The sequence below is a fragment of the Marinomonas sp. FW-1 genome, assembly GCF_005222245.1.
GTDB classification, from domain to species: Bacteria; Pseudomonadota; Gammaproteobacteria; order Pseudomonadales; family Marinomonadaceae; genus Marinomonas; species Marinomonas alcarazii.
On the sequence record NZ_CP025987.1, the window covers coordinates 3425307 to 3448739 of the forward strand.

The following is a 23433-nucleotide window of genomic DNA, read 5'->3' on the forward strand; positions in this document are numbered from 1 at the left end:
ACTCTTGTTGATAATTCAGGTTCTAGATAATGATAAAAATCAAAAAGGAAATAACAGAAATCGTAATAAAAAGTTGGCAAAAAAAGAGCGCTGTTATGCAACAACACCGCTCTTGCTCATTAAAGCCCTTTTACTCTTTGGTATAAATCCTGAAAGCGCCTGCGTTTCTCTGCATATCGAGCACTGTCTTTCTGGTTAGGCAAATAGCGTTTAATGAGCGCAGGCTTGGTGCAAATGTCGCTTAATACATCCTGACCTTGATCGCCAATAGCGGCTAATCGAGCAGCACCCAAGGCGGGGCCAACGTCACCACCTGCACGGTAATCCATGGGCACATTAAAGACATCCGCCAGCATTTGTAGCCAATAGGTGCTTTTGGCTCCGCCACCAATCACGTCTATCCCTTCACTGATACTTTGTGCCGAACGCACCGCATCCAACCCATCCAGTAGGGCAAAGCTCACCCCTTCAAGTACCGCATGAACCAGGTCCGCTGACGTCGTTTCGTGGCTCATTCCCCAAAAAACGCCTTTTGCATTGGCATCATTGTGCGGTGTTCTTTCTCCGCTTAGATAAGGCAAAAAAGTCAGCTTGCTATCATAATCGACACGATTCTCCGCCGCTAATAAAGCCTGCTCCACACTGCTAAACTGTGCCAATTTCGTGACCCAATCAATACAACTGGCGGCGCTCAACATCACCGACATCGTGTGCCAAGTATTTGGAATCGCATGACCAAAACTATGCAAGGCCGCAGCTGGGTTCGCAGTGAAGCCATCACTTACCGCAAAAATCACCCCAGATGTCCCCAGTGATAGCATAGTTTGTTCAGGTGAGATTATGCCCATACCAACCGCACCCGCGGCATTATCCCCACCACCAGCAACAACAGGCACAACAGGTATTGACCAACGTTTCGCCAATGTTTCAGCAATCGTTCCAGTGATTTCTGAACCTTCGTATACCTTTGGCATTTGCTGTTTATTTAAGCCTGTTGCTTGCAGCATGGTCTCGCTCCAAGCGCGTTGCTCCATGTTCAACCAAAGCGTACCTGAAGCATCTGACACATCGGTCGCAAACTCGCCTGTCAGGCGAAAACGTAGGTAATCTTTGGGTAACAGCACCTTGTCTATTTGTGCGAAAACATCTGGTTCGTGTTGCTTTACCCAAAGCAATTTAGGGGCAGTAAAACCTGGCATCACTAGGTTTCCCGTAATGGCTTGCACTTCTGGGCAGCGCCGTTGCAATAGCAGGCACTCTTCATGGGAGCGGCCATCATTCCAAAGGACCGCAGGGCGTAATACTTCCCCCTGCTTGCCCAGCAAGGTCGCACCATGCATTTGCCCTGATAGTCCAATAGCTTTTACATCTTGTAGATTATGCTCTGTAGCCAGCTGCAACATTGCTAAGTCAGTTGCTTGCCACCAGTCTTCTGGGTTTTGCTCCGACCAAAGATCAAAAGGGCGCGACACCGAAAGAGGCGACGAACAGCTTGCCGCTACGCGTCCGCTTTTATCCATAAGAATTACTTTGACGCCTGAGGTACCGAGGTCAATGCCTATATACATGAAAAATATCCTTTATCTTGTTAATCGTCATCCTCGCGCGTGAGGCTATCAATAAACGACTTCTGTCGATCTTGTAGGTCGTGCATTTATGCCGACAAAAAAACCATACGACACCCTATTAGGTCTTGTCGGGCTAAAGCCACGACCTACAGAGAAAAGTGTAGGTCGTGCATTTATGCCGACAAAAAGCCATGCGGCATCCAATTAGATCTTGTCGGGCTAAAGCCACGACCTACAGAGAAAAGTGTAGGTCGTGCATTTATGCCGACAAAAAGCCATGCGGCATCCAATTAGGTCTTGTCGAGCTAAAGCCGCGACCTATAGAGAAAAGTGTAGGTCGTGCATTTATGCCGACAAAAAGCCATGCGGCATCCAATTAGGTCTTGTCGGGCTAAAGCCGCGACCTACAGAGAAAAGTGTAGGTCGTGCATTTATGCCGACAAAAAAACCATGCGACACCCAATTAGGCCTTGTCGAGCTAAAGCCGCGACCTATAGAGAAAAGTGTAGGTCGTGTATTTATGCCGACAAAAAAACCATGCGGCATACAATTAGATCTTGTCCGGCTAAAGCCGCGACCTATAGAGAAAAGTGTAGGTCGTGCATTTATGCCGACAAAAAAACCATGCGGCATACAATTAGATCTTGTCCGGCTAAAGCCGCGACCTACAGAGAAAAATGTAGGTCGTGCATTTATGCCGACAAAAAAAGCCATGCAACACCCAATTAGGTCTTGTCGGGCTAAAGCCACGACCTACAGAGAAAAGTGTAGGTCGTGCATTTATGCCGACAAAAAGCCATGCGGCATCCAATTAGGTCTTGTCGGGCTAAAGCCGCGACCTACAGAGAAAAGTGTAGGTCGTGCATTTATGCCGACAAAAAGCCATGCGCATCCAATTAGGTCTTGTCGGGCTAAAGCCGCGACCTACAGAGAAAAATGTAGGTCGTGCATTTATGCCGACAAAAAGCCATGCGGCATCCAATTAGGTCTTGTCGGGCTAAAGCCGCGACCTACAGAGAAAAGTGTAGGTCGTGCATTTATGCCGACAAAAAGCCATACAACACCCAATTAGGTCTTGTCGGGCTAAAGCCGCGACCTACAGAGAAAAGTGTAGGTCGTGCATTTATGCCGACAAAAAGCCATGCGCATCCAATTAGGTCTTGTCGGGCTAAAGCCGCGACCTACAAAACCTATCCAACCTTCGCGCACGAAGTTTTACTGCGCTTTTTTGGTTTTCACATCCAACCAAACAGCGAGCAATAAAATCATGCCTTTTACGATTAATTGCCAGAAGGTCGGCACATCCAACATGCTCATGCCATTGTCCAAGCTCGCCATAATCAGTGCACCCATGATGGCACCAAATACCGCCCCAACCCCGCCAGCCAAACTGGCGCCGCCAATAACACAGGCTGCGATAGCATCCAGCTCTGCCATGTTTCCCGCCGCAGGAGAGCCCGCTCCAAGTCGAGATGTGAGTATTAAAGCGGCCACCGCGACCATCATGCCATTGAAGCCAAACACCAACATTTTAGTGCGTTCTACGTTAACTCCCGACATGCGAGTCGCTTCGATGTTGCCACCAATCGCGTAAATTCGACGACCAAACGATGTTCTTTTTGCTACATAAGTGGCGATTAAAATCAGCCCGCCCATGATCAAGATTGGCGTTGGAATACCGCGGTAACTTTCCAAGATAAACAACAAGCCCATTAACACGGCAACGGCAATCGTTGCTTTGGCGTATTCAAACTTAGCCGACTGATTTTCCACGCCGTGCTTATGTCTTGCTTTGCGTCGGGCATAAACTTTGGCTACCAAGCCAAGGCATAGCAAGGACACAACACTGATCCCCCAACCAGACGGAATGTAACTTTGCCCCACAATCGCCAGAGAACTGGAGGTAGGCGCAACCGTCGCACCGTTGGTTAAGCCCACTAAAATCCCACGAAACGCCAACATGCCTGCCAAGGTGACAATAAAAGACGGCACTTTTTGATAAGCGACCCACCAGCCGTTAAACAAGCCCAACACCAAACCCGCAGCGACCGTGATTAAAACGGTGAGCATAATAGGAAAGTGAAACCAGACATCCAAAATCGCGGCCACACCACCCAATAAGCCCATCATAGAGCCAACGGATAAATCGATTTCCGCGCTGATAATCACAAATACCATGCCAATGGCGAGCACGCCTACAATGGCCGTTTGACGAATTAAGTTAGAAATATTTCGCGGTGACACAAAGGCACCGTCTGTCGCAAAGGAAAAGAACACGACGATTAACAACATGGCGGCCAACATGGCAAACAGTTGTAATTGACTGGTTTTTATTGTTTTAAACATTCGCTGTATCCTCTTTTATCGCGCAATTCATTATCATTTCTTGGGTCAATCCTTGATGGTCAAATTGCCCTTTTAGTCGCCCTTCGTGCATGACTAGGACGCGGTCACTAATCCCAATAACTTCTGATAGTTCAGACGACACCATGATGATGGACACGCCCTGTTTGACGAGTGCAAACATCAGCTTATAAATTTCGTATTTCGCGCCCACATCAATGCCACGAGTCGGCTCATCGAGTATTAAAATTTTCGGGTGTGTTAATAAGCATTTAGCGATAATGGCTTTTTGTTGATTACCGCCACTCAGGTTTTTAATAGACAAGTCAGGGGACGCTGTTTTTACCTTCAGCTGAGCAATATAATGATCAATATCTTGGCTTTCTTTATCTTCATTCACTGTGCCAAACCAAGAAGAGTATTGCTTCAATACCGATAAAGTAATGTTCCGCCCAACACTCATAATGGGCACGATACCGTGGCGTTTTCGGTCTTCTGGCACCATAGCAATGCCCGCTTCCAACGCCGTGCGCTGAGAGCGAATCATTAACGGCTTACCATGCAGTTCAATGTCGGCCTCATAATGTCCGTCGTACGATCCGTACAAACATTGCATCAGTTCCGTTCGACCAGAGCCAATCAAACCTGCGATACCTAGAATTTCTCCTTGGCGTAACTCAAAACTCACGTCGTCAACCTGAGCTCGAGCGGCACCGGCCTGTTTTGCTGTCGCATGATTTACTTTTAATACAAGATCACCAATGTCGTGATCTTCTCTTGGGAAGAGTTCATCTAGTTCACGACCAACCATCATGCTGATAATGTCATTTTGCGTTAGATTTTCGACGGATCGAGTGTCTATATGATCGCCATCACGAATGACTGTAACCCAATTGGACAAAGCCAATACTTCTTCCAATTTATGGGAAATATAGATGCAAGCAATGCCCTGTTGTTTCAGCTCGCTGACAATATTCAATAGGATTTCGATTTCTGTGGTGGTCAGAGAAGACGTTGGCTCGTCCAGTATTAATAGTTTTACGTTTTTGTTTAAGGCTTTGGCAATCTCGACCAGTTGCTGCTGGCCCACACCAAGCTCGCGGATTGGTGTATCTGGCAAAATATCCAACTTGACTCGCGCCAGCAGTTCCGACGTACGACGGTGCATTTCTTCATCATTCAGCCTTGCGAATGAACCCAGTTCATTGCCGAGAAAGATATTTTCTAAGACGGTCATTTCTTTAACGAGTGCCAGTTCTTGGTGAATGATGACAATACCCAAGGCTTCGGTATCTCGAATGCTGGATGCCTTAACAAGATCCCCTTCAAAATAAATCTCACCTTCGTAAGAGCCAAACGGCCAGACACCGCTTAATACTTTCATCAAGGTGGATTTGCCTGAACCATTCTCACCACAAATAGACAAGACTTCACCAGGTTCTAGCTGAATGCTGACGCCGTTTAATGCACGGACACCGGAAAAACTTTTTATGATCCCACGCATGTCCAATAAGGGTTGCTTCATGTTTACGCCTCTTTCTACATCTCTTTTTTAAACCAGAAAAGCAAACAGCACCCTTTTCGGGTGCTGTTTATAGGAATGTACTAAGGGTTGTAAACAGCGCTACGTGAGTGATAACCATCGGCAATTACGGTGGAATCTAGGTTGTCTTTATTGACAGAAATAGGCGTCAACAACACAGCATCAACCTCTTTTTTGCCGTTGTTAACCTGACCATTCACCTTGATGCTTTCACCACGAGCCAGCTTAACGGCCATTTCCGCACTGGTTGTCGCCAGCTTAGAAATCGGTTTGTACACCGTCATGGTTTGTGTTCCAGCGACAATACGGCGCACTGCTGCAAGGTCTGCATCTTGACCAGAAATAACCACTTTGCCACTTAAGCCTTGTGCCGCTAGCGCTTGTACCGCGCCACCCGCCGTTGAGTCGTTGGAAGCAACCACTGCATCGATTTTATTGGCGTTCGCTGTTAGACCGTTTTCCATGATGTTCAAGGCCGCTTCGGCAGACCAACCCATAGCCCATTGGTCACCAACCACTTTAATTTTTTTAGAATCAATGGCCGGTTGAAGCACGTTCATTTGCCCCTGACGAAACATTTTTGCGTTGTTATCGGTAGGCGAACCGCCCATTAGAAAATAATTGCCTGTTGGTTTACGTTTAAGCAGGGCTTCGGCTTGCATTTCACCCACGCGAATGTTGTCAAAGGACACATACAAATCGATGTCTGCAAATTTGATTAATCGGTCATAAGCCAAGACTTTGATGCCTTCCGCTTTCGCTTCAGCCAGTACGTTACCTAATACTTCACCGTTTTCAGGCACGATAACCAGCACATCAACGCCACGAGAAATCATGTTTTCGATTTGGGATATTTGCGTGGTGACATCACCGTTAGCAGATTGGGTATAGACTTTTGCCCCCATGGCTTCCGCCGCAGAAGTAAATAAGTCTCGGTCTTTCTGCCAGCGCTCTAAACGTAGGTCTGACATCAACAAACCAATTTTCTCGCCATCAGCTAGAGCAGGAAGAGACGTTGCTGCACAGAGGGTTGCCAGCAAACTCATAGACATTATTTTTTTCATTTTTTCATCCCTTGTTATTTTTATAAGTGAACGATCTCCTATATGGAGTGGGATAAATGTAAAGTGATGGTTTAAGAAGCGGTATTATCTTTTTTTGTTTGCGTGTAGCGTTTTTTATAAAAAAATCACACTAGTGAAGTAAAAATATGTGTGAGTTTTCTCTCATGATCAGCCAACAATGGCTCTCTTTTACTTAGCTATGTTGAGCGACAGCAGCTTGCTTACAAGGGGGGATTTTTGACTATGTTCTTTTATCTGACCATGCTTCAAGCAATGAAATTTTTATCATTACATCTTATTGCTAGTTGATAAATTTACAGCCTATTAAAGGCCGAAGCGGATGGAAAATCAGCTGAGAGAAGCAAAGGCTATTTATAACCCATTGCTTCTCTACTGCTTAGTTCTTATGAAAACTATTCAACGGTAACGGATTTCGCTAGGTTACGCGGCTGATCCACGTCTGTGCCTTTTACTACAGCAACGTGGTAAGACAACAATTGCAGCGGAATGGTATGCACAATCGGCTCTAGGATGCTGTCTACTTTTGGCACTTCTGTGAAGGTGATGTTTTCTTCATTATGAAGGTCTGTGTCTTTGTCTGCAAAGACGAACAATTCACCACCGCGGGCGGCGACTTCTTGTAGGTTTGACTTAAGTTTGTCCAACATGTCGTTATGTGGAACCAAAGCTATAATCGGCATATCTTCATCAACCAATGCCAATGGCCCGTGCTTCAGTTCACCTGCCGGGTAAGCTTCCGCATGAATATAAGAAATCTCTTTCAGCTTCAATGAACCTTCTAGCGCGATTGGGAACATGGTGCCACGCCCCAAAAATAACGCGTTGGTTTTATTAGCAAATTGATCGGCGACTTTCTTAATATGAGTGTCAGCCAATAACGCATCATTCACATGGGCAGGCAAAGAACGCATGGCTTGTACAAGCTCTTTTTCTTTCTCTGCGGACAAACCGTTTTCAACCGCAATGGCGACACTGGTGATCAATAGTGCGGTTAGCTGAGTGGTAAAGGCTTTGGTGGATGCCACACCAATTTCAGGGCCAGCATTGGTCAACAAAGTAAGCGCTGACTCACGCACTAGCGTGCTAGATGGCACGTTACAAATAGCCAAGGTCGTCAGATAACCAAGCTCTTTTGCCAAGCGTAACGCCGCCAAGGTATCCGCCGTTTCACCTGACTGGGACAAGGTTAAGAACAAGGTTTTCTTAGGCACGGCTACTTTGCGGTAGCGGTATTCGCTGGCCACTTCAACGGTACATGGCAGTCCAGCCAAATCTTCGATCCAGTATTTGGCCACCATGCCTGCATGGTAGCTGGTGCCACAAGCAACGATATGAACATTTTCCACTTCTTTTAAAAAGCCAGAGTCAGCACCAAAGCAGCTAGTCAGCACTTTCGTTTCGCTGATGCGGCCTTCTAAACACGCGCTAATCACTTTTGGTTGTTCGTAGATTTCTTTCATCATGTAATGACGAAATTCGCCTTTGTCTGTGGCATCGACGTTGTGGTTAAAGACGCTGATTGGACGGTCTTGCAATTCGCCTTTTGCATTATAAATAGATACTTGATCACGGCTTACTTCCGCCACATCGCCTTCTTCTAAGAAGATGAATTGGTCTGTAACGTGCAACAGAGCAAGCTGATCAGAGGCGACAAAATTTTCTTCAATACCAACCCCAACAACAAGCGGGCTGCCTTTTCGGGCCGCGATAAAGCGTTCGTTATCGTCTTTTTGCACCACACCTATCGCAAAAGCACCATGCAGTTTTGTTAACGCAGCTTGAACGGCTTTAAGCAAGTCTGGCTGTGTTTTCATGGCATCGTGAATAAGGTGAACGATGACTTCGGTGTCTGTTTCGGATTTAAACTCATAACCTTTGGCTTTTAATTCACGACGCAAAGGCTCGTGGTTTTCAATAATGCCGTTGTGCACTAGAGCAAGGTCATCACCAGAGAAGTGAGGGTGTGCGTTGGCTTCCGTTGGCTTGCCATGGGTCGCCCAACGAGTATGTGCGATGCCCATTTTGCCATCCAATGGTTCTGCTGCGAATTTGTCTTTTAATGCCTGAACCTTACCAACGGCACGGTGTGAAAACACACCTTCTTCGTTGTTAATCGCAACACCGGAAGAGTCATAACCACGGTATTCAAGACGGCTTAGGCCTTCGATTAAAATCTTTGATACGTTACGACGTGCAATGGCGCCAACTATTCCGCACATGGAGAATCCTTCTTTGAGTCTGCAAAAGGGGTCTGCCCCCTTAAATTTAATAATAAATAGTCTAATTACGAATGTTCTGTAAAAGGGATCTGACCCCTTTTCTATTCCGTCATTTCTATTCCGTCATTCCCGCGAAGGCGGGAATCAATCACTTATGGTCATCGGAAATAACCCTATTTAGACAATACCACTGGCTTCCCGCCTTCGCGGGAATGACAATCGTGGCTATGATTATTAGCGCCGAGGAATTACATCCAAAGAGCTTAAAAGCTGAAACGTTATTTTTTAGTGGGTCGTGGCCAATTGTCTTTGTTGGTTTGTCGCGCCCTGGCGAACGCCAATTGTTTCTCGCCAACTTGTTTCGTAATAGTAGACCCTGCGGCGATCGTTGCGCCTTCTTCTATTTGGACGGGAGCAACTAACGATGAGTTAGAACCAATAAATACGTTATCGGCCACTTGCGTCTTATGTTTATTCACACCGTCATAATTGCAAGTAATGGTGCCTGCGCCCACGTTGACGTTGGCGCCCATTTCCGTGTCACCAATGTAGCTCAAGTGGTTCACTTTACTGCCTTCACCAATAATGGCTTTTTTGGTTTCAACAAAGTTGCCAATTTTGGCTTTGTTGGCAAGTTGCGTGCCTGGGCGTAAGCGTGCAAATGGCCCGATATCACAGGATTCCCCAACTTGGCTGTCTTCGATCAGCGTGTTGCTTTTGATGATGGTATTATCGCCCACGGTACAGTTTTTGAGGTGGCAGTTTGGCCCAATTTCTACACCTGCACCTAATGTGACCTTACCTTCAAATACACAGTTCACATCGATGATCACGTCATTACCAGTGACGAGTTCACCACGCACATCAATGCGAGATGGGTCCAATAAAGTGGCGCCATTTTGCATTAGACGAATGGCTTGCTGATTTTGTAGCTCTCGCTCTAACGCAGCCAACTGCACACGATCATTGACACCCGCGACTTCGGCTTCGTTTTCTGGATTAACCGTAACGATATCAACGCCATCACGTGCCGCCATGGCAATCACGTCCGTTAGGTAATATTCACCTTGGGCATTGTTGTTTGTTAAAGCGGCAAGCCATGCTTGAAGGTGTGCATTTGGGGCTAATAGAATGCCAGTGTTCACTTCTTTGATAGCAAGTTCACTTGCTGAGGCGTCTTTTTGCTCTACGATAGCGGTAACTTTACCTTGCTCGTCACGCACGATACGCCCGTAACCCGTTGGATTATCAAGAGAAATCGTCAATAAAACCAAGGTGTTAGAATTTGATAGCGCCGTCATTTTTTGCAATGTGCTGGCACGGATAAGCGGCACATCACCATACAAGGTTAAGGTTGCGCCGTCTGCTTGTAAAAAAGGCGCAACGCGACGTAACGCATCGCCCGTACCTTGTGGATCATTCTGCCAAACAATATTGGCTGAAAAATCCTGACAATTTGCTTCGACTTGCTCGCCTTGATGACCGACCACAAGATGTAAATTGGCGTTTTCCAGTGTACTTGCCGTTGTCAGCACTCTTCTGACCATGGCGATACCGCCTACTTTGTGCAGTACTTTGGAAAAGGCGGATTTCATTCGGCTGCCTTTTCCGGCAGCAAGAATTACGATGTCCTGAGTCATGAAGCGTCCTTGTGTTGGCGTCTTTATGCAATGAATAATTTTGAATGTAAGCTATTAGACCTTTTTGCCAAAAACGCCACAACCCAAATTGTCACAAAAAAAATGACAATTTATCTAAAAAATAGTAAATCAATGATTTTCAACACTTCTAAGCGAGACACAAATCTATATTGTCAGAGAATGAGCAATCTAAAGGCGAGTGGTTACATTAGGGCGTTTGCAGTATAAAATACCGTTCAATATTAATAGTAACCATTATCAGTGGTTACTGCTCCACCCACAACAAAGGATGAGCATGAGTAAACTCAGCGAGCCACAGCAACTTGATGCACTTTATAAAGAGGCGCACCCTTTAGCGTTAAAAAAAGAGATTGATGCCCTAGAACAACACGCCATCACATTTATTAAGCACTGCCCTTTTATGGTCATGTCGACGTCGGACGAAAACGGCTTTGCTGATGTATCTCCCCGTGGAGGAGACGCTGGATTTGTCAAAGTTGTGGATGCTAATACGCTGGCTTTTTCAGACCTTCCTGGTAACAATCGCTTGGACAGCCTAAGAAACATTGTGGAACGCCCCGAAGTTGGGCTGCTGTTTATGATTCCTGGCATTGGTGAAGTGGTGCGTGTAAAAGGCACAGCAAGCCTGCACACCGACAAGGGCACACTTGAGCTGTTCGCTGAGGACAACAAGCCCCCTAAGTTAGTCGTGAAAATACAAGTGCATAAATTACTCTTTCACTGCCCTAAAGCCATTGCGGTTGCTAAGCTTTGGAGCGAAGAGAACAAAGTAGAGCGCTCTTTCTTGCCTTCATTATTGGCTATCATTCAAGATCAAGTCTCTGAGTAATTGAGACTTGATTAGCGTCATTCTAATTCGAGGGGTTCTCACGATAATGTTGAGGTTTTACGACTTGGGCAGGCATTGCATTCCGCCTGAAGCAGCTCAACCAGTAGCCTAGTTGCCGGCCCTGTTCGTTCGCCTTTGCCGAAGATGGCATACATATGGAAATTTCGTTCACTGCCAGAGATCAATTTTAGCTTTTTCAATTTTCCACTTTGCAGGGCATAATCTAGGTCGGCCTTAGGCAACCAAGCAAAACCAATACCGCTGGTCACTATTTCAAGTGCGGATTGCACGCTCGATACCGTCCAACGACGATCCGTGCCTAACCAACCCGCATCAACAGACGTTTCAGAGGCAGAGTCTCTAATGACGATTTGTAACTCTCGGCTCAGTCGCTCATTATTAATGGGCTCGGCTTCTTGTAGCAATGGATGGCTGCTCGCTGCGACGGCGATCATTTCTACTTCCACAATGGGATCCGCCAGATAGCCTTTCGGGACAATGCTACTGAGCACTAAATCTGGGCTACCTTTTCGCAGGGCTTCTTCGCCTCCGCTCAATACCGCTTCTTTTAGCTGAACTTGCGTGCCTTGGCTTTGCGGTTCGAATGCTTGCAGCGCCCTCAATAGAGCGGGTGTGGGAAACGCTTGATCCACTACTAATTCAAGTTCTGGCTCCCAGCCTTGCCCCAACGTATGAGCCAGTTCTTCTAGGTCTACCGCTTCTTTTATTAAATGCCGAGACCGGCGTAATAGCACTTCGCCCCGTTCCGTTAATTTGGCTTTTCGACCTTCAATGATCAATAGCGGATATCCAAGCTGTTCTTGCAGCTTAGCAACCGTGTAACTCACCGACGACTGGCTTTTGTGTAGGGCTTCCGCTGCTTGGGCAAAGCCGCCTTTATCAACCACTGATTGCAAGACTCGCCATTGTTCTAGGGTTACTCTCGGAGCTTTCAAGATCATTCTCGCTATAAAATAAGAAGAAACAATGTATCGTATTTTTCGATCAATATCCCCAAAAAATGTCACTTTTTTATCGAATATGTTGGTTATATTATGATGGACATTAATCAATACATAGCGCCTTAAAGGCTCTAACCCCTTTATTACGGAGAATCAAACATGGCTACATTATTACGTATCGACTCTAGTGCTTCTGGCGAAAATTCAAAATCACGTCAACTAGCAAATGAATTTGTTCAAAACTGGTTAGCAAAAAACCCAGATGGCAAAGTGGTTGTTCGTGATGTTGATGCGAACCCACTACCACACTTTACAAGTGAAACTTTGGGCGCACTATTCACACCAGAAGAAGACCGCACTGCTGAGCAAAAAGCAATTGTTGCGATTGGTGATGAACTGATTAGCGAAATCGAAGCGGCTGACGTTGTCACTGTTTCTGCACCTATGTATAACTTTGGTATCCCTTCTACTTTGAAGTCTTACTTTGATTACATTGCTCGCGCTGGTCGTACTTTCCAATACACGGAAACTGGCCCTGTTGGTATGCTTAACAAAGACGCTTACGTTTTCGTTGCAAGCGGTAGCTTCTTGGCAGAAACACCAATGGACCACCAAGTACCTTACCTAAACACTTTCTTAGGTTTTGTTGGTATCACTGTAAAAGAAACTTTCATTGCTGGTGGTCAAGCACTTGGCGAGCCTGGCGAAGAATCTTTCAACCAAGCAAAAGCAAAAATCGCTTCTGCGGCTTAATTTATTAGCCTCGCGTTTTCCCTTTAAAAAAACCGATTAGAATTTTCTAATCGGTTTTTTTTGCTTAGATTCAAATCACCACCCATAAACGAGGCGTGATCCGACATTCCAGCAAAGACATCGCGCCCACAAGACCGTAGGTCGGATGAGACAAGGCACGAGGCGTGATCCGACATTCCAGCTAAGACATCGCGCCCACAAAAACGTAGGTCGGATGAGACAAGGCACGAGGCGTGATCCGACATTCCGGCAAAGACATCGCACCCACAAAACCGTAGGTCGGATGAGACGAGGTACGAGGCGTGATCCGACATTCCAACAAAGACATCGCACCCACAAAACCGTAGGTCGGATGAGACGTGATCTGACAGTGTTGGATCACGGTCGTGCCTCCCTCATCCAACCTACAATAACATCATAAATGAGACGCTCCGTAGGTCTGATGAGACGAGGCGTGATCTGACGTCCATAAGCCTCTCTCTTAAAGCCCATTGGCTTTCAGCGCGATTCGCTTACGCTGTATATCCACTTCTATCACAGTAACATTGACGACTTGTCCCACGCGCACCAACTCTCTTGGGTCTTTCACAAATCGGTTAGCAAGCTGCGAAATGTGAATCAGACCGTCTTGATGCACCCCAAGGTCGACAAAGGCACCAAACGCCGCCACATTGGTCACAACGCCTTCTAAGGTCATACCTTCCTGTACATCTTCAAGCTTCTGAATACTGTGATCAAAAGACGCGTAACGAAATTCTGGACGTGGATCTCGACCAGGCTTGGCAAGCTCAGCCAAAATGTCGGAATAGGTAAAATCACCCGCTTGTGCAAAACTGGGTGCCAGCTGTTTTAATTGCTGTAAAGCTTGGACGTTGTTTAAAAGGTCATTCGCTTTGAGAGAAACTTGCTGAGCCATTTTCTTCACCAAAGGATAAGATTCCGGGTGAACACCGGACTGATCCAGCGGCTCTTTGCCGTTCAAGATCCTTAAAAATCCGGCACATTGCTCAAAACACTTATCGCCTACCCCTTTTATTTTCAACAATTCGGCTCGGGACTCGATACGACCTTTTTTCTGTCGATACTCAACGATGTTTTGCGCTAGTCGATTGGTTAGACCCGAAACATAAGACAGCAAAGACACCGATGCTAGATTGATATCCACCCCAACGCGGTTCACACAATCCTCCACGACATTAGCGAGGGACTTTGAGAGCAGAGAGGCTTTAACGTCGTGCTGATATTGCCCAACGCCTATGGCTTGAGGATCAATTTTGACTAGCTCGGCTAAGGGATCCTGAAAACGTCGCGCAATCGACACCGCACCACGAATGGTGACGTCTAAATCAGGGAATTCTTGAATCGCAATGGGCGATGCGGAATACACAGAAGCTCCCGCTTCACTGACAACAACGGCACGGCAGTCTAAGCCCTGCTCCGCTATCAAAGCCTTTAATAAAGACTCAGTCTCACGTGAGGCGGTTCCATTACCAATCGCTACCCAAGTAATGCGGTATTTACTGATTAGTGCCAAGAGTCGAGCGTTGGCCTCTTGTGTCTTATTTTGCGGGCCGTGGGGATAAATCACACCGTGATCCAGTACATTTCCTTGCTCATCGATTACCGCCAGCTTGACGCCGTTACGGAAACCAGGGTCAACACCCAACACTCTATGTGCCCCCGCTGGCGCGGCCATAAGTAAGTCTTGCAGGTTATCAGCAAATACCTGAATCGCTCCTTCTTCTGCTCGCTCTTTGAGTTGTGTTAATACATCGCTTTCTAGCTTAGTAAGCAGTTTCTTCTCCCAGGCGATGTTTAAATAACGCCGCTGTACAGAAGTTAGTCGATGAGTTTCTGTTTGTTGATCATCAAGCAATTGGTTTAAATGAGGAAACATTAAGTTCTCTGGATAAGAATCTCCGCTCTTTAAAGCCATGCTTAACTTTAATATAGCCTCTTTTTTTCCTCGAAATAGGGCCAATAGTCTGTGGGCGGGCACTTTATTTATGTCTTCTTGGTAATCAAAATAGTCTCGGAATTTTTCGCCGATTTCTTTTTTTCCTCGCAATACTCGGCTGACTAATCGACCGTTCTTAAGTAACTCTGTACGCCCTTTTTTTAGAACCTCACTATCATTTGAAATAGCGTCACTCAATATCTCAATGACACCATCCAGTGCCGATTCAGCCGATATTGCAATATTGTTTTGTCTTACCCAGGCCTCGATTGCGGATACACTGTCTGACCTTTCACCTGACCATATCAAACACGCCAAAGGCAGCAAGCCTTGCTCTCTTGCTTCATCCGCTTTTGTTTTGCGCGCTTTTTTGAAGGGGGCATATAGATCTTCTAATTCGTTTTTAGACGTCGCACTTTGTATTTTCTGTCTAACGGTATCGGTGACATTTGTATCATTAGCTAATAAAGACAGTATGCTTTCTTTGCGTTTGTTTAATTCGACTAAATATTGCCATCTATCAAAAAAGGCACGCAAATCCATATCACTCATACCACCCGTGCTTTCTTTTCTATAGCGAGCAATGAAAGGTACCGTGGCTCCTTCTTCAAATAACTTAATGATGTTATTGCTGTACTTTTTTAATATAGAAAATTCTGCGCTTAAGTTATCTGGTATAGAATTCATTTATTACCCTATTATTTACACTTTTATAACAGTCTACGAACATTATTTTATTAGCATGTTAGGTTATTTTTTATTAAAATCCACACACAAACTTGAAATAGTATAGAATCACACCAAAATATAATGACAGTAATTCAACATCTTCTTAAATATTGAATTAGCATCATTAGAAGATTGAAAGTCATCTCTTATCTGAATTTCAATTCATGAACAAGAGTAAACGAAGCTGATTATTAAAAAGTAACATGCTTTGACTAACGATTTTACCACACCACTGTGTGTAATAGATGGATCTCTTTTTTAATGCAGGACCACACAATTCGTTCTTAACAGATAGATAGGGGACACCAATGAGTTTATTAGTTGAATTAGCAGGCAATAAAGCGAAAGCTCGCGCTGCTGGTAAAGAATTAAGCGTTGCACAGCTTGAAAACCTAATCGCAGGCTTCACTAATGCGCTTGAGAAAGCGAAAGAAGAAGAAGCAGCACGTGAAGCAGAGCAAGCATTAAAATCTGCTCGCGCAGAAGAAATTGCTAATCTTATCGCGAAAAGCGGCTTAACAATGGAAGAAGTTGCCCTGTTGACCACGCCAAAAGCTGGCGCAACAAAAGGCAAAACAGTAGAGCCTAAATACCGTCTAGTTGTTGATGGTCAAACACACGAATGGACTGGCCGTGGCCGCACACCAAAAGTATTCCAAGAATACTTTGACGCTGGCAACAGCCGTGAAAGCGTAGAAATCAAATAATATTTGATGCTCATCTTTCGAATAATAAAAAAGCGACCCAAGGTCGCTTTTTTATTAACTCGATATTAGACATGGAATGCTAATTTAGCGTTCTCATGATTTGATTTAGACTTTAGAATAAATCAAATCCCAAACGCCATGCCCCAAACGCTCGCCGCGTTGTTCAAACTTCGTCAAAGGTCGCCATTCAGGACGAGGATGATACTGCCCTTTGCCAGCTGCATTTTGGTAGCCTTCTTGTGCTTCCATCACTTCCATCATATGTTCGGCATAAGGTTCCCAGTCGGTCGCCATATGGAAAAGGCCACCCTCTTTTAGGACATTTGCCACTTGCTGAGCAAACAATGGCTGTACGATACGACGCTTGTTGTGTTTCTTTTTGTGCCAAGGGTCTGGGAAAAATAGCTGAAAGCCACTCGCCTTGTGCTGTGGTAAGCAATTTGCCATTACTTCAATGGCGTCATCACAATACACACGCAAATTCGTTACACCCTCTTCTTTTGCTAGCATCATCAGCTTAGCAACGCCTGGCGGGTGTACTTCAATACCGATAAAGTCTTTCTCTGGTGCATTCTTTGCCATTTCAACAAGGGATGCTCCCATGCCAAAACCCACTTCGATCACCACATCAGCTTCACGACCAAATACGGTTTTGTAGTCAATGCGACCATCAGGGAGATTTAAACCGTATACCGCCCAGTTTGCGTCATAGTTCTTTTGTTGGCCTTCTGTCATACGACCACCACGTACTACAAAGCTTCTGATGGTACGTTTATGACTCGGCTCTTGTATTTCTGTATCTTGCTCTTGCATGATTTCGTATCGCTTAGCTTAAATATGTTCGATTTGAATGAGCGTATTGATCAATATTTGATAATACAAAACACCCACTGTAAATTTTGGACGCAATACTACCCGAAAACCCTAAACCTGTCCTGCTTTGTCAGATCAAAAATTAGCCTTGATGCCGCGTAGACCGCCATAAACATAAAGCCAAATAACACCAAGCTAACAAATAGCAAAAGCCACCTATCGGCGTTATGGCTCCTAGGTAGGTGTAACCTGTTAATGCCATAATATATAAGCTTCCAGCAAAAAACAGATTTCCTAAAGAAAGTAATATCAGTATGCGCTTACAAGATGATACTAGGGAAGACAGGGCAACTACCAACAAGCCAGCCAAGGCGTGATACATTAAATATTGACTCGCTGTGTGCCACCAGCCAAGGGCTTTGGCATCTAGTATCGCCGTTAAGGCATGCGCACCAAACGCACCAGCAGCAACAGAAAGAGCCGCCTGAATAGCAAACAAAGCCGCCCACTTGGACAAGGTTTTTTGAGTAATAGAGGAAACTGCAGGTCTGTTTTTATCCGTCATGACTCGCGTACTTATCGTTTAAATGAAGGGATTATTCTAATACGTTCAAGTAACCATTGCTGCCAATTGCGTAGTAGCGATTACCCGAACCATGCGCCAGCGCTAGGACACTAGAACCGGTGAGTCGGGCGTTTTCTTGAATAACGTCCCATTCTTTTTGTACCTCACCCGTACTGACCTGAACCAAAGACACGCGCCCTGTTACTTCCCCCAGAAGAATAGATCGGTCGTCTGGAGAAAAAGCGGCCTGACTGATCGTAACATTACGATACTTTAACGCCCCAGTGTCTATTTTCGTCAACTCTTGCCCTGTTCTTGTCGACCAAATTTTAGCACTACCAAGTTGAGCAGCACCAAAGGCATACTTACCGTCTGCCGATAACGCCACGCTAGCAATCGCATTATCTAAAGGCCACTCGAATTTTTTCTCGCCGGTTTGCATATCCCATAGGATTACTTTTGAAAAGTCATCGCCGGTGATGCCTAACAAGCCATCTGATGTGACATCAACAGCACGAACGGTTGCTCCCGTCCGCAATGTTTGTCGGATACCACCTTGTTTGATATCAAAAAAACGCGCCGTTTGGTCATTTAAGCCAACCAGCGCATAGTTACCGTTTTGGGTCAGTTTTAATGATTGAATGTCGCCAGGTGTCGTCCAAAAGCCATCAGACTTACCCGTTGTTGTACTCCACAACACCAAGGAACGACCACCACCCGTTGCGGCAAATTGCCCGCTAGGATCAATGTCGACTCCCAACAGGGTCGTATATTCGTTTGGCGCATGGTTCCAGTTAAAGCGACGCTCGTTAATTGCGTTTACCCAATAACTGCCCCCATGCTGAATGGAACCAATTAAAGCGGCCGAGCCATCATCGCTCAAGACCGCGGCATGCAATCCTTGCACAGCGTATTTTGCCGTTCGAGTGGGTGCTTCTGCCGAGCAGGATAAAAGTGCTATTGAGCAGAATGCGATGACACCAAGCTCAAGCGTTTTTTTCACTGTGCGCTTCATGCAATTCCTTGATCAACTGATCTTCGTATTCGAATCGTTCAGCCATAACCAAAGCCAACGCCTGCAGTGAAAAAGGCAAGGCTTCCAGCTGCTCGTTACAATGCTCTTTGGTGTCGTATTTGTCGTTAAATTCAATGGCGATCTCAGTCGTACTGTCGATCTTAGGCAGTAATTCACGCAACAATACTACAGCGCTATCATCGTGAAACTCTTTCGCTTCTATAGCCAGTTGTTCATAGACGGTAAAGTGACCCGCGGAAACATAATCCACCAGCAACTCACAAAAGGATTGGATCTTTGGCGTATCGGTTGGCGTTAAATCTCCACGCTCTCGCAAATACACTCCCATCTCCAGCAGCTGTCGACGCTGAGCTAACCAGCGATCAATAATGACATGAACTCCGCCCCATCGCTCTTGGGCTGTTTTACAACCTTCTAACATATGCAGACTCCATTAGGCGTTAATTATTATTACTATCTTTTCTCAAGCATATTCCGATACACAACCCCCTGCAATAAGATAGTCAGAAGGATTTGTAACCTTTTAAAGGTGGGAATAGCATGACTGTCCTCACCATCACTTTGCTAAAATCAGCGCCAAAATACTCGTTTATTAACGTATTTTTTTGTTAACTCTTAATGCAATAACAATATTAATCACGGCCATGCCTGTAAATGCGACTAAGGTCCAACCTGGGATACTCAAACCAAGAAAAGTCCAAACCACGTCACCACATTCGCCAGTGCCCATAATCATAGCTTGCATAATTTCCTGCCATGGAAACACTTCAAACATGTAACTCAACCCAGGCAAACATGCTGGTAACTCATCCATAGGCAAGCTTTGCAGGTATAAATGGCGAATAGCCAGTGCTGCGCCCATGACAGATAACACAACAACCAGCCAAGCGCAGCCTTTTCGAACACAAACCTTTGCAGACAAAGCCGAGCCCAATGACACAATACCAACACAGAAAAAAACGATGCGTTGCAACATACATAAAGGACAAGGCTCTAAACCCATTTGATATTCCATGTAGAATGCCACCGCTAAAAGCGCAAACGCGGCAAACGCAACCAAACCATGAAAACGACGAGCGGATAAAAACGCAAACATATACAAGGGTTCCTAAACTGACTAATTAAGAGTAATTCAAAGCAAATATAAACGTTATGACAGTTAGGAAATCCAAAAGTGCGAAATTCCTACTGCAGAAAACATTAATGGCAGTTAGTATACTGTCTATTGGAATGAATACGAGAGTACCAAATGTCATTGATGATGTCCCTAAACAGTAAATCACGAATCTTTGGATTATTGCTGCTTTTATGCACGACTAGCCTGACAGCTTATGCTGAAGAAGATGAAACGACGTCGCAGCCAGCTTATGTTGAATTGAAACCAAACTTTGTTGTTAATCATGTTGGCAACGAAGATCGTCTGAAATACATCAAAACCAGCATCAGTATTCGTACCGACGCATCCCACACAGAGCTTATTGAAGCCAATATGCCATTGATCAGGGATGCCTTAGTGATGTTTCTAAGCTCTCGTACGACAGAGCAAGTTACTGGCGCTATCGCACGCGAGGAAACTCGTGCAGAAGCGGCTTTGGCAGTAAACACCGCTCTAAAAGAAGAAACCGGACTCGAGCCGGTTAAAGACATTTTATTTGCTAGCTTTGTTACTCAATAAGCTTTGTCACTGATTCGACGCTATGATTGAATTCAAAAAAATGCCGCTTGTTTACGACATAAACCAGCGGCATTTTTTACAGTAACTTAACGTATTCAGGATTGGTTAAAGCTCTTTAATCTCATCTGGATCAACATAACCTGACAATTTGTCCGTCGCTTCGTTATTAAAAAACTTGTCCATCTGCTCCATCACATATTTACGTGACTCTGGCTGCATTAAATTCAACTGCTTCTCATTGATCATCATGGTTTGCAGCAACTGCCATTCTTGCCAAGCCTGTTTAGACACGTTTTGCAGAATTTCTTGGCCTTTGGCTCCTGGTAACGGCGCTCGATCTAACGCCTCCATTTCTTTTTGAAATTTTTTACAAAAAACTGTGTTCGCCATAGAAGCTACCCGTCTAATAAAAATGTATAAGTTGAATAATGGCGTTAAGCGTACAGAATTCAAGGCATGATAGAAATAAGTCATAAAACGAGATAAAAACTATTCGCTCCTTCCCCTACTACCCCACCCTAACCCTCCCCTTGAAGATAAGGGGAGGGAACAAAAAAACCTATTAGCTCCTCCCCCTGCTTAGAGGAAAGCTGGGAGGGGTGATACAGCTGCCTCAATTAACAACCCCACCCTAACCCTCCCCTTGAAGATAAGGGGAGGGAACAAAAAGCCTATTAGCTCCTCCCCCTGCTTAGAGGAAAGCTGGGAGGGGGTGATCCTTAAAGGCTTCTCGCCAAGCCAACCAGTACAAACATCAGAATCAACACAAAAATCGACGGGCGCTTAGATATTAGCCAAATAAACCCTAAGCCAACAATGGCGATATCCCAAACACTTAGCAAGCTTGATGTACCAATAGGATGATATAACGCTGCTAATAGAATCCCCACCACAGCGGCATTTAAGCTGGCCACCGCGGAGCGAAACTGAACATGACGAGATAAGCCTTGCCATGCTCCTTGAGCACTCAACATTAATAACAAACCAGACAAAAAGACCGCCAAGGTTGCCATGCCAGCCCATAACCAAACATTAGCACCCGCTGGCGTCGCAGATGCCCCCAGAAAACTCGCCATGGTAAACATAGGCCCTGGAACGGCTTGAGCCGCGGCATAGCCTAACAACAAGTCCGATTCCGACGCAGGCACAAACGTCGCTAACATAGGCAAAACGACATGCCCGCCCCCGAACACCAAAGCCCCAGCTCGGTAAAAGTCTGCGAACAAACCCGCCATGCCTCCAGCGAGTAAAAAACTCAGCAAAAATACGACCATGGCGATCCCAAAGAAGGCCCACGCACAACGCACTTTAGGTAAAGACTCCGTGACTGTGGTACCAGCGGAATGTCGCGTTATCACACCAAAACACAGAGCAATAAGCAAAACCGCTAAGCTAGCAAAACCGAATGGCGACCAGATAACAAATGCAGCACTAAAAACCGCGACGCCCGCCATGGTTTTACTCTGACAAAATGACCGCCACATACTCACGCAAGCATCAGCCACGACGACCACCGCCAATAGCTTCAAAGCATGAACCACCGCATCAAACCAAATATTACCTTGCCAATGGTGATCAAATTGCGCCAACAACACCATGACGATAAAAGACGGTAAAGTAAACGCGACAAAAGCCGCGATTGCTCCCAGCAACCCTGCGCGATGATAACCTAACGCAAACCCTACCTGACTCGATCCGGGCCCTGGGATAATCTGACTCAAGGCGATCCATTGAGCATATTGAGCTTCACTGGCCCATTGCTTACGTTTTATGAAGGTTTGATTGAAATAACCAAGATGGGCAGCAGGCCCACCAAAGCTGGTGAAGCCTAGCAATAAGAAAGAGAAAAATACCTCTGATATACGCTTTAAATAAGAGAGGTTTTTGTCTGTCATTGTGGTTCTTTTCCTAGTTAGTTTAGTTGTTCCAAAATACTTCTAACAGGCGCGGGTAAGCCCTGAGCCATGGCATCTTGTTGATTGAACCACTGATATTTTTCACCTTCCATTACCTGTTTTGTATCGGCAATCTCAATTTTACTGGGCGAAATATCCAAGTGATAATGACTAAACGTATGTCTAAAAGGTGACAAGGGTGTTACAGCAGAAACTTGCGTCGCAAATCGTTGCTCAATATGCAGCACCACAGATTCGTCAGAAGCTAACTCTGGCAGGCTCCAAAGACCACCCCAAATTCCTGTGGAAGGACGTTTTTCTAGCAAGCATTGGCCTTGCTGATTCACCAACACCAAAAGCTGAATACTCTTCTCTGGCTTAGCTGCTTTTTTCGGTTTACGAATAGGAAATTGCGTAGGGTCTTGGCTAAGGCGCGCTTGGCAGTCACTTTGTAGTGGGCAAAGCAAACATTGCGGTTTAGAGCGCGTACAAAGCGTCGCCCCCAAATCCATCATAGCTTGCGTGTAATCACCACAACGTTCGCTGGGCATATAATACTCAGCCAGTTCCCACATGGCATTCTCTGTTTTCTTTTCACCAGGCCAAGTGGGTACCGCATGAAAACGTGCCAACACTCGTTTTACGTTACCATCTAAAATCGCCGCTTGAACGCCACGGGAAATAGATAAAATCGCCGCCGCTGTAGAACGGCCAATGCCAGGCAATTCACACACACCTTCAACTGTCTGAGGAAATTCACTGTCGAATTCGTCCACCAGCATTTTTGCAGCCTTATGCATATTACGAGCGCGGGCGTAATAACCCAACCCACTCCAGTGGGCGAGCACTTCGTCCTGTTCGGCGTCCGCTAAGGCTTCTACTGTTGGAAAAGATGTCATGAATTTTTGGTAATAAGGAATCACTGTCGTCACTTGCGTTTGCTGCAACATGATTTCTGAAATCCATACACGATAAGGTGTTTTACTCTCTTGCCAGGGCAAGTTTTTACGCCCGTGTTCATCAAACCACGCTAGAACACGGGGCGCAAAGTTTTCAACTGGTTGCATTTATTTCTCACGTTTACGGCGTTTTA

General features: G+C 45.5%; 21 protein-coding genes. 4 read left to right on the plus strand and 17 right to left on the minus strand.

The annotated features are described in order from the left end of the window. Positions 1-119: 119 nt before the first annotated feature. The 6 genes from xylB to glmU all read right to left on the minus strand — a co-directional run bounded on the left by xylB (position 120) and on the right by glmU (position 10398). Positions 120-1568, minus strand: coding sequence for a xylulokinase (gene xylB / locus C1X04_RS15940; RefSeq protein WP_137170477.1), 1449 nt, complete (start codon positions 1566-1568; stop codon positions 120-122). 1215 nt (positions 1569-2783) lie between these two features. Beyond that, positions 2784-3914 carry a sugar ABC transporter permease gene (locus tag C1X04_RS15945; protein WP_137170478.1) on the minus strand — a complete coding sequence of 377 codons (1131 nt, stop codon included), beginning with the start codon at positions 3912-3914 and terminating at the stop codon, positions 2784-2786. After that, positions 3907-5436, minus strand: coding sequence for a xylose ABC transporter ATP-binding protein (locus C1X04_RS15950; RefSeq protein WP_110576640.1), 1530 nt, complete (start codon positions 5434-5436; stop codon positions 3907-3909). Before C1X04_RS15950 ends, C1X04_RS15945 begins: the two co-directional genes overlap by 8 nt. An 80-nt stretch (positions 5437-5516) precedes the next feature. Then, complete coding sequence (gene xylF / locus C1X04_RS15955) at positions 5517-6518, minus strand: D-xylose ABC transporter substrate-binding protein (RefSeq protein WP_110576641.1); 1002 nt, start codon at positions 6516-6518, stop codon at positions 5517-5519. A gap of 413 nt (positions 6519-6931) precedes the next feature. Then, positions 6932-8758 (minus strand): glutamine--fructose-6-phosphate transaminase (isomerizing), encoded by a 1827-nt coding sequence (gene glmS / locus C1X04_RS15960; RefSeq protein ID WP_137170479.1) that lies wholly within the window; start codon positions 8756-8758, stop codon positions 6932-6934. Between the two features lie 278 nt (positions 8759-9036). After that, entirely contained in the window at positions 9037-10398 is a 1362-nt protein-coding gene (gene glmU, locus C1X04_RS15965; protein ID WP_137170480.1) for a bifunctional UDP-N-acetylglucosamine diphosphorylase/glucosamine-1-phosphate N-acetyltransferase GlmU, read from the minus strand. Between the two features lie 295 nt (positions 10399-10693). On the opposite strand from glmU, the gene C1X04_RS15970 reads away from it, so the two are divergent. Continuing rightward, the gene (locus tag C1X04_RS15970) at positions 10694-11248 is read left to right on the plus strand and encodes an MSMEG_1061 family FMN-dependent PPOX-type flavoprotein (RefSeq protein WP_137170481.1); all 555 of its coding nucleotides are present in this window, start codon (positions 10694-10696) and stop codon (positions 11246-11248) included. 38 nt (positions 11249-11286) lie between these two features. On the opposite strand, the gene C1X04_RS15975 is transcribed toward C1X04_RS15970, so the two are convergent. After that, positions 11287-12204 (minus strand): LysR family transcriptional regulator, encoded by a 918-nt coding sequence (locus C1X04_RS15975; RefSeq protein ID WP_110576745.1) that lies wholly within the window; start codon positions 12202-12204, stop codon positions 11287-11289. A gap of 165 nt (positions 12205-12369) precedes the next feature. Here C1X04_RS15975 and C1X04_RS15980 point away from each other — a divergent pair, with 165 nt between their 5' ends. Next, positions 12370-12963 (plus strand): FMN-dependent NADH-azoreductase, encoded by a 594-nt coding sequence (locus C1X04_RS15980; protein WP_110576660.1) that lies wholly within the window; start codon positions 12370-12372, stop codon positions 12961-12963. A 181-nt stretch (positions 12964-13144) separates the two neighbouring features. Here C1X04_RS15980 and C1X04_RS15985 read toward each other — a convergent pair whose 3' ends face one another. Together C1X04_RS15985 and C1X04_RS15990 are read right to left on the minus strand one after the other, a co-directional pair. Continuing rightward, on the minus strand, positions 13145-13345 hold the full coding sequence (locus C1X04_RS15985) for a hypothetical protein (protein ID WP_137170482.1): 201 nt from the start codon (positions 13343-13345) through the stop codon (positions 13145-13147). Between the two features lie 99 nt (positions 13346-13444). After that, positions 13445-15607 (minus strand): Tex family protein, encoded by a 2163-nt coding sequence (locus C1X04_RS15990; RefSeq protein ID WP_137170483.1) that lies wholly within the window; start codon positions 15605-15607, stop codon positions 13445-13447. A gap of 350 nt (positions 15608-15957) precedes the next feature. Here C1X04_RS15990 and C1X04_RS15995 point away from each other — a divergent pair, with 350 nt between their 5' ends. Beyond that, on the plus strand, positions 15958-16356 hold the full coding sequence (locus C1X04_RS15995; protein WP_110576662.1) for an H-NS family nucleoid-associated regulatory protein: 399 nt from the start codon (positions 15958-15960) through the stop codon (positions 16354-16356). 105 nt (positions 16357-16461) lie between these two features. On the opposite strand, the gene trmB is transcribed toward C1X04_RS15995, so the two are convergent. The 5 genes from trmB to C1X04_RS16020 form a co-directional block, all read right to left on the minus strand. Further along, positions 16462-17169, minus strand: coding sequence for a tRNA (guanosine(46)-N7)-methyltransferase TrmB (gene trmB, locus C1X04_RS16000; protein ID WP_110576663.1), 708 nt, complete (start codon positions 17167-17169; stop codon positions 16462-16464). A gap of 142 nt (positions 17170-17311) precedes the next feature. After that, positions 17312-17734 carry a DUF423 domain-containing protein gene (locus tag C1X04_RS16005; protein ID WP_137170484.1) on the minus strand — a complete coding sequence of 141 codons (423 nt, stop codon included), beginning with the start codon at positions 17732-17734 and terminating at the stop codon, positions 17312-17314. Between the two features lie 31 nt (positions 17735-17765). Then, entirely contained in the window at positions 17766-18749 is a 984-nt protein-coding gene (locus C1X04_RS16010; RefSeq protein WP_137170485.1) for a WD40 repeat domain-containing protein, read from the minus strand. Next, positions 18721-19191, minus strand: coding sequence for a sigma D regulator (gene rsd / locus C1X04_RS16015; RefSeq protein ID WP_110576666.1), 471 nt, complete (start codon positions 19189-19191; stop codon positions 18721-18723). The genes C1X04_RS16010 and rsd overlap by 29 nt, the downstream gene beginning before the upstream one ends. Positions 19192-19362: 171 nt before the next feature. Then, a complete protein-coding gene (locus tag C1X04_RS16020) occupies positions 19363-19866 on the minus strand; it encodes a disulfide bond formation protein B (protein ID WP_110576667.1) in 504 nt (167 codons plus the stop codon). A gap of 153 nt (positions 19867-20019) precedes the next feature. On the opposite strand from C1X04_RS16020, the gene C1X04_RS16025 reads away from it, so the two are divergent. Further along, the gene (locus tag C1X04_RS16025; RefSeq protein WP_110576668.1) at positions 20020-20445 is read left to right on the plus strand and encodes a flagellar basal body-associated FliL family protein; all 426 of its coding nucleotides are present in this window, start codon (positions 20020-20022) and stop codon (positions 20443-20445) included. A 105-nt stretch (positions 20446-20550) separates the two neighbouring features. Here the strand turns inward: C1X04_RS16025 and C1X04_RS16030 are convergent, their stop codons facing one another. From C1X04_RS16030 to mutY, 3 genes are all read right to left on the minus strand, one after another. Then, positions 20551-20835, minus strand: coding sequence for an oxidative damage protection protein (locus C1X04_RS16030; protein ID WP_137170486.1), 285 nt, complete (start codon positions 20833-20835; stop codon positions 20551-20553). 329 nt (positions 20836-21164) lie between these two features. Continuing rightward, the gene (gene chrA / locus C1X04_RS16035; RefSeq protein ID WP_137170487.1) at positions 21165-22340 is read right to left on the minus strand and encodes a chromate efflux transporter; all 1176 of its coding nucleotides are present in this window, start codon (positions 22338-22340) and stop codon (positions 21165-21167) included. Between the two features lie 17 nt (positions 22341-22357). Further along, on the minus strand, positions 22358-23407 hold the full coding sequence (gene mutY, locus C1X04_RS16040; protein WP_137170488.1) for an A/G-specific adenine glycosylase: 1050 nt from the start codon (positions 23405-23407) through the stop codon (positions 22358-22360). Positions 23408-23433: the final 26 nt, after the last annotated feature.

Bases quoted from the DNA above. Each gene is read 5' to 3' on its own strand.
- xylB (WP_137170477.1), bottom strand. From the start codon at position 1,568: ATGTATATAGGCATTGACCTCGGTACCTCAGGCGTCAAAGTAATTCTT.
- C1X04_RS16020 (WP_110576667.1), bottom strand. From the start codon at position 19,866: ATGTTTGCGTTTTTATCCGCTCGTCGTTTTCATGGTTTGGTTGCGTTT.
- mutY (WP_137170488.1), bottom strand. From the start codon at position 23,407: ATGCAACCAGTTGAAAACTTTGCGCCCCGTGTTCTAGCGTGGTTTGAT.
- C1X04_RS15980 (WP_110576660.1), top strand. From the start codon at position 12,370: ATGGCTACATTATTACGTATCGACTCTAGTGCTTCTGGCGAAAATTCA.
- C1X04_RS15970 (WP_137170481.1), top strand. From the start codon at position 10,694: ATGAGTAAACTCAGCGAGCCACAGCAACTTGATGCACTTTATAAAGAG.
- rsd (WP_110576666.1), bottom strand. From the start codon at position 19,191: ATGTTAGAAGGTTGTAAAACAGCCCAAGAGCGATGGGGCGGAGTTCAT.
- C1X04_RS15990 (WP_137170483.1), bottom strand. From the start codon at position 15,607: ATGAATTCTATACCAGATAACTTAAGCGCAGAATTTTCTATATTAAAA.
- xylF (WP_110576641.1), bottom strand. From the start codon at position 6,518: ATGAAAAAAATAATGTCTATGAGTTTGCTGGCAACCCTCTGTGCAGCA.
- C1X04_RS16030 (WP_137170486.1), bottom strand. From the start codon at position 20,835: ATGGCGAACACAGTTTTTTGTAAAAAATTTCAAAAAGAAATGGAGGCG.
- glmU (WP_137170480.1), bottom strand. From the start codon at position 10,398: ATGACTCAGGACATCGTAATTCTTGCTGCCGGAAAAGGCAGCCGAATG.
- C1X04_RS16005 (WP_137170484.1), bottom strand. From the start codon at position 17,734: ATGACGGATAAAAACAGACCTGCAGTTTCCTCTATTACTCAAAAAACC.
- C1X04_RS15945 (WP_137170478.1), bottom strand. From the start codon at position 3,914: ATGTTTAAAACAATAAAAACCAGTCAATTACAACTGTTTGCCATGTTG.
- C1X04_RS16010 (WP_137170485.1), bottom strand. From the start codon at position 18,749: ATGAAGCGCACAGTGAAAAAAACGCTTGAGCTTGGTGTCATCGCATTC.
- C1X04_RS15995 (WP_110576662.1), top strand. From the start codon at position 15,958: ATGAGTTTATTAGTTGAATTAGCAGGCAATAAAGCGAAAGCTCGCGCT.
- C1X04_RS15950 (WP_110576640.1), bottom strand. From the start codon at position 5,436: ATGAAGCAACCCTTATTGGACATGCGTGGGATCATAAAAAGTTTTTCC.
- C1X04_RS16025 (WP_110576668.1), top strand. From the start codon at position 20,020: ATGTCATTGATGATGTCCCTAAACAGTAAATCACGAATCTTTGGATTA.
- glmS (WP_137170479.1), bottom strand. From the start codon at position 8,758: ATGTGCGGAATAGTTGGCGCCATTGCACGTCGTAACGTATCAAAGATT.
- trmB (WP_110576663.1), bottom strand. From the start codon at position 17,169: ATGCAAGAGCAAGATACAGAAATACAAGAGCCGAGTCATAAACGTACC.
- chrA (WP_137170487.1), bottom strand. From the start codon at position 22,340: ATGACAGACAAAAACCTCTCTTATTTAAAGCGTATATCAGAGGTATTT.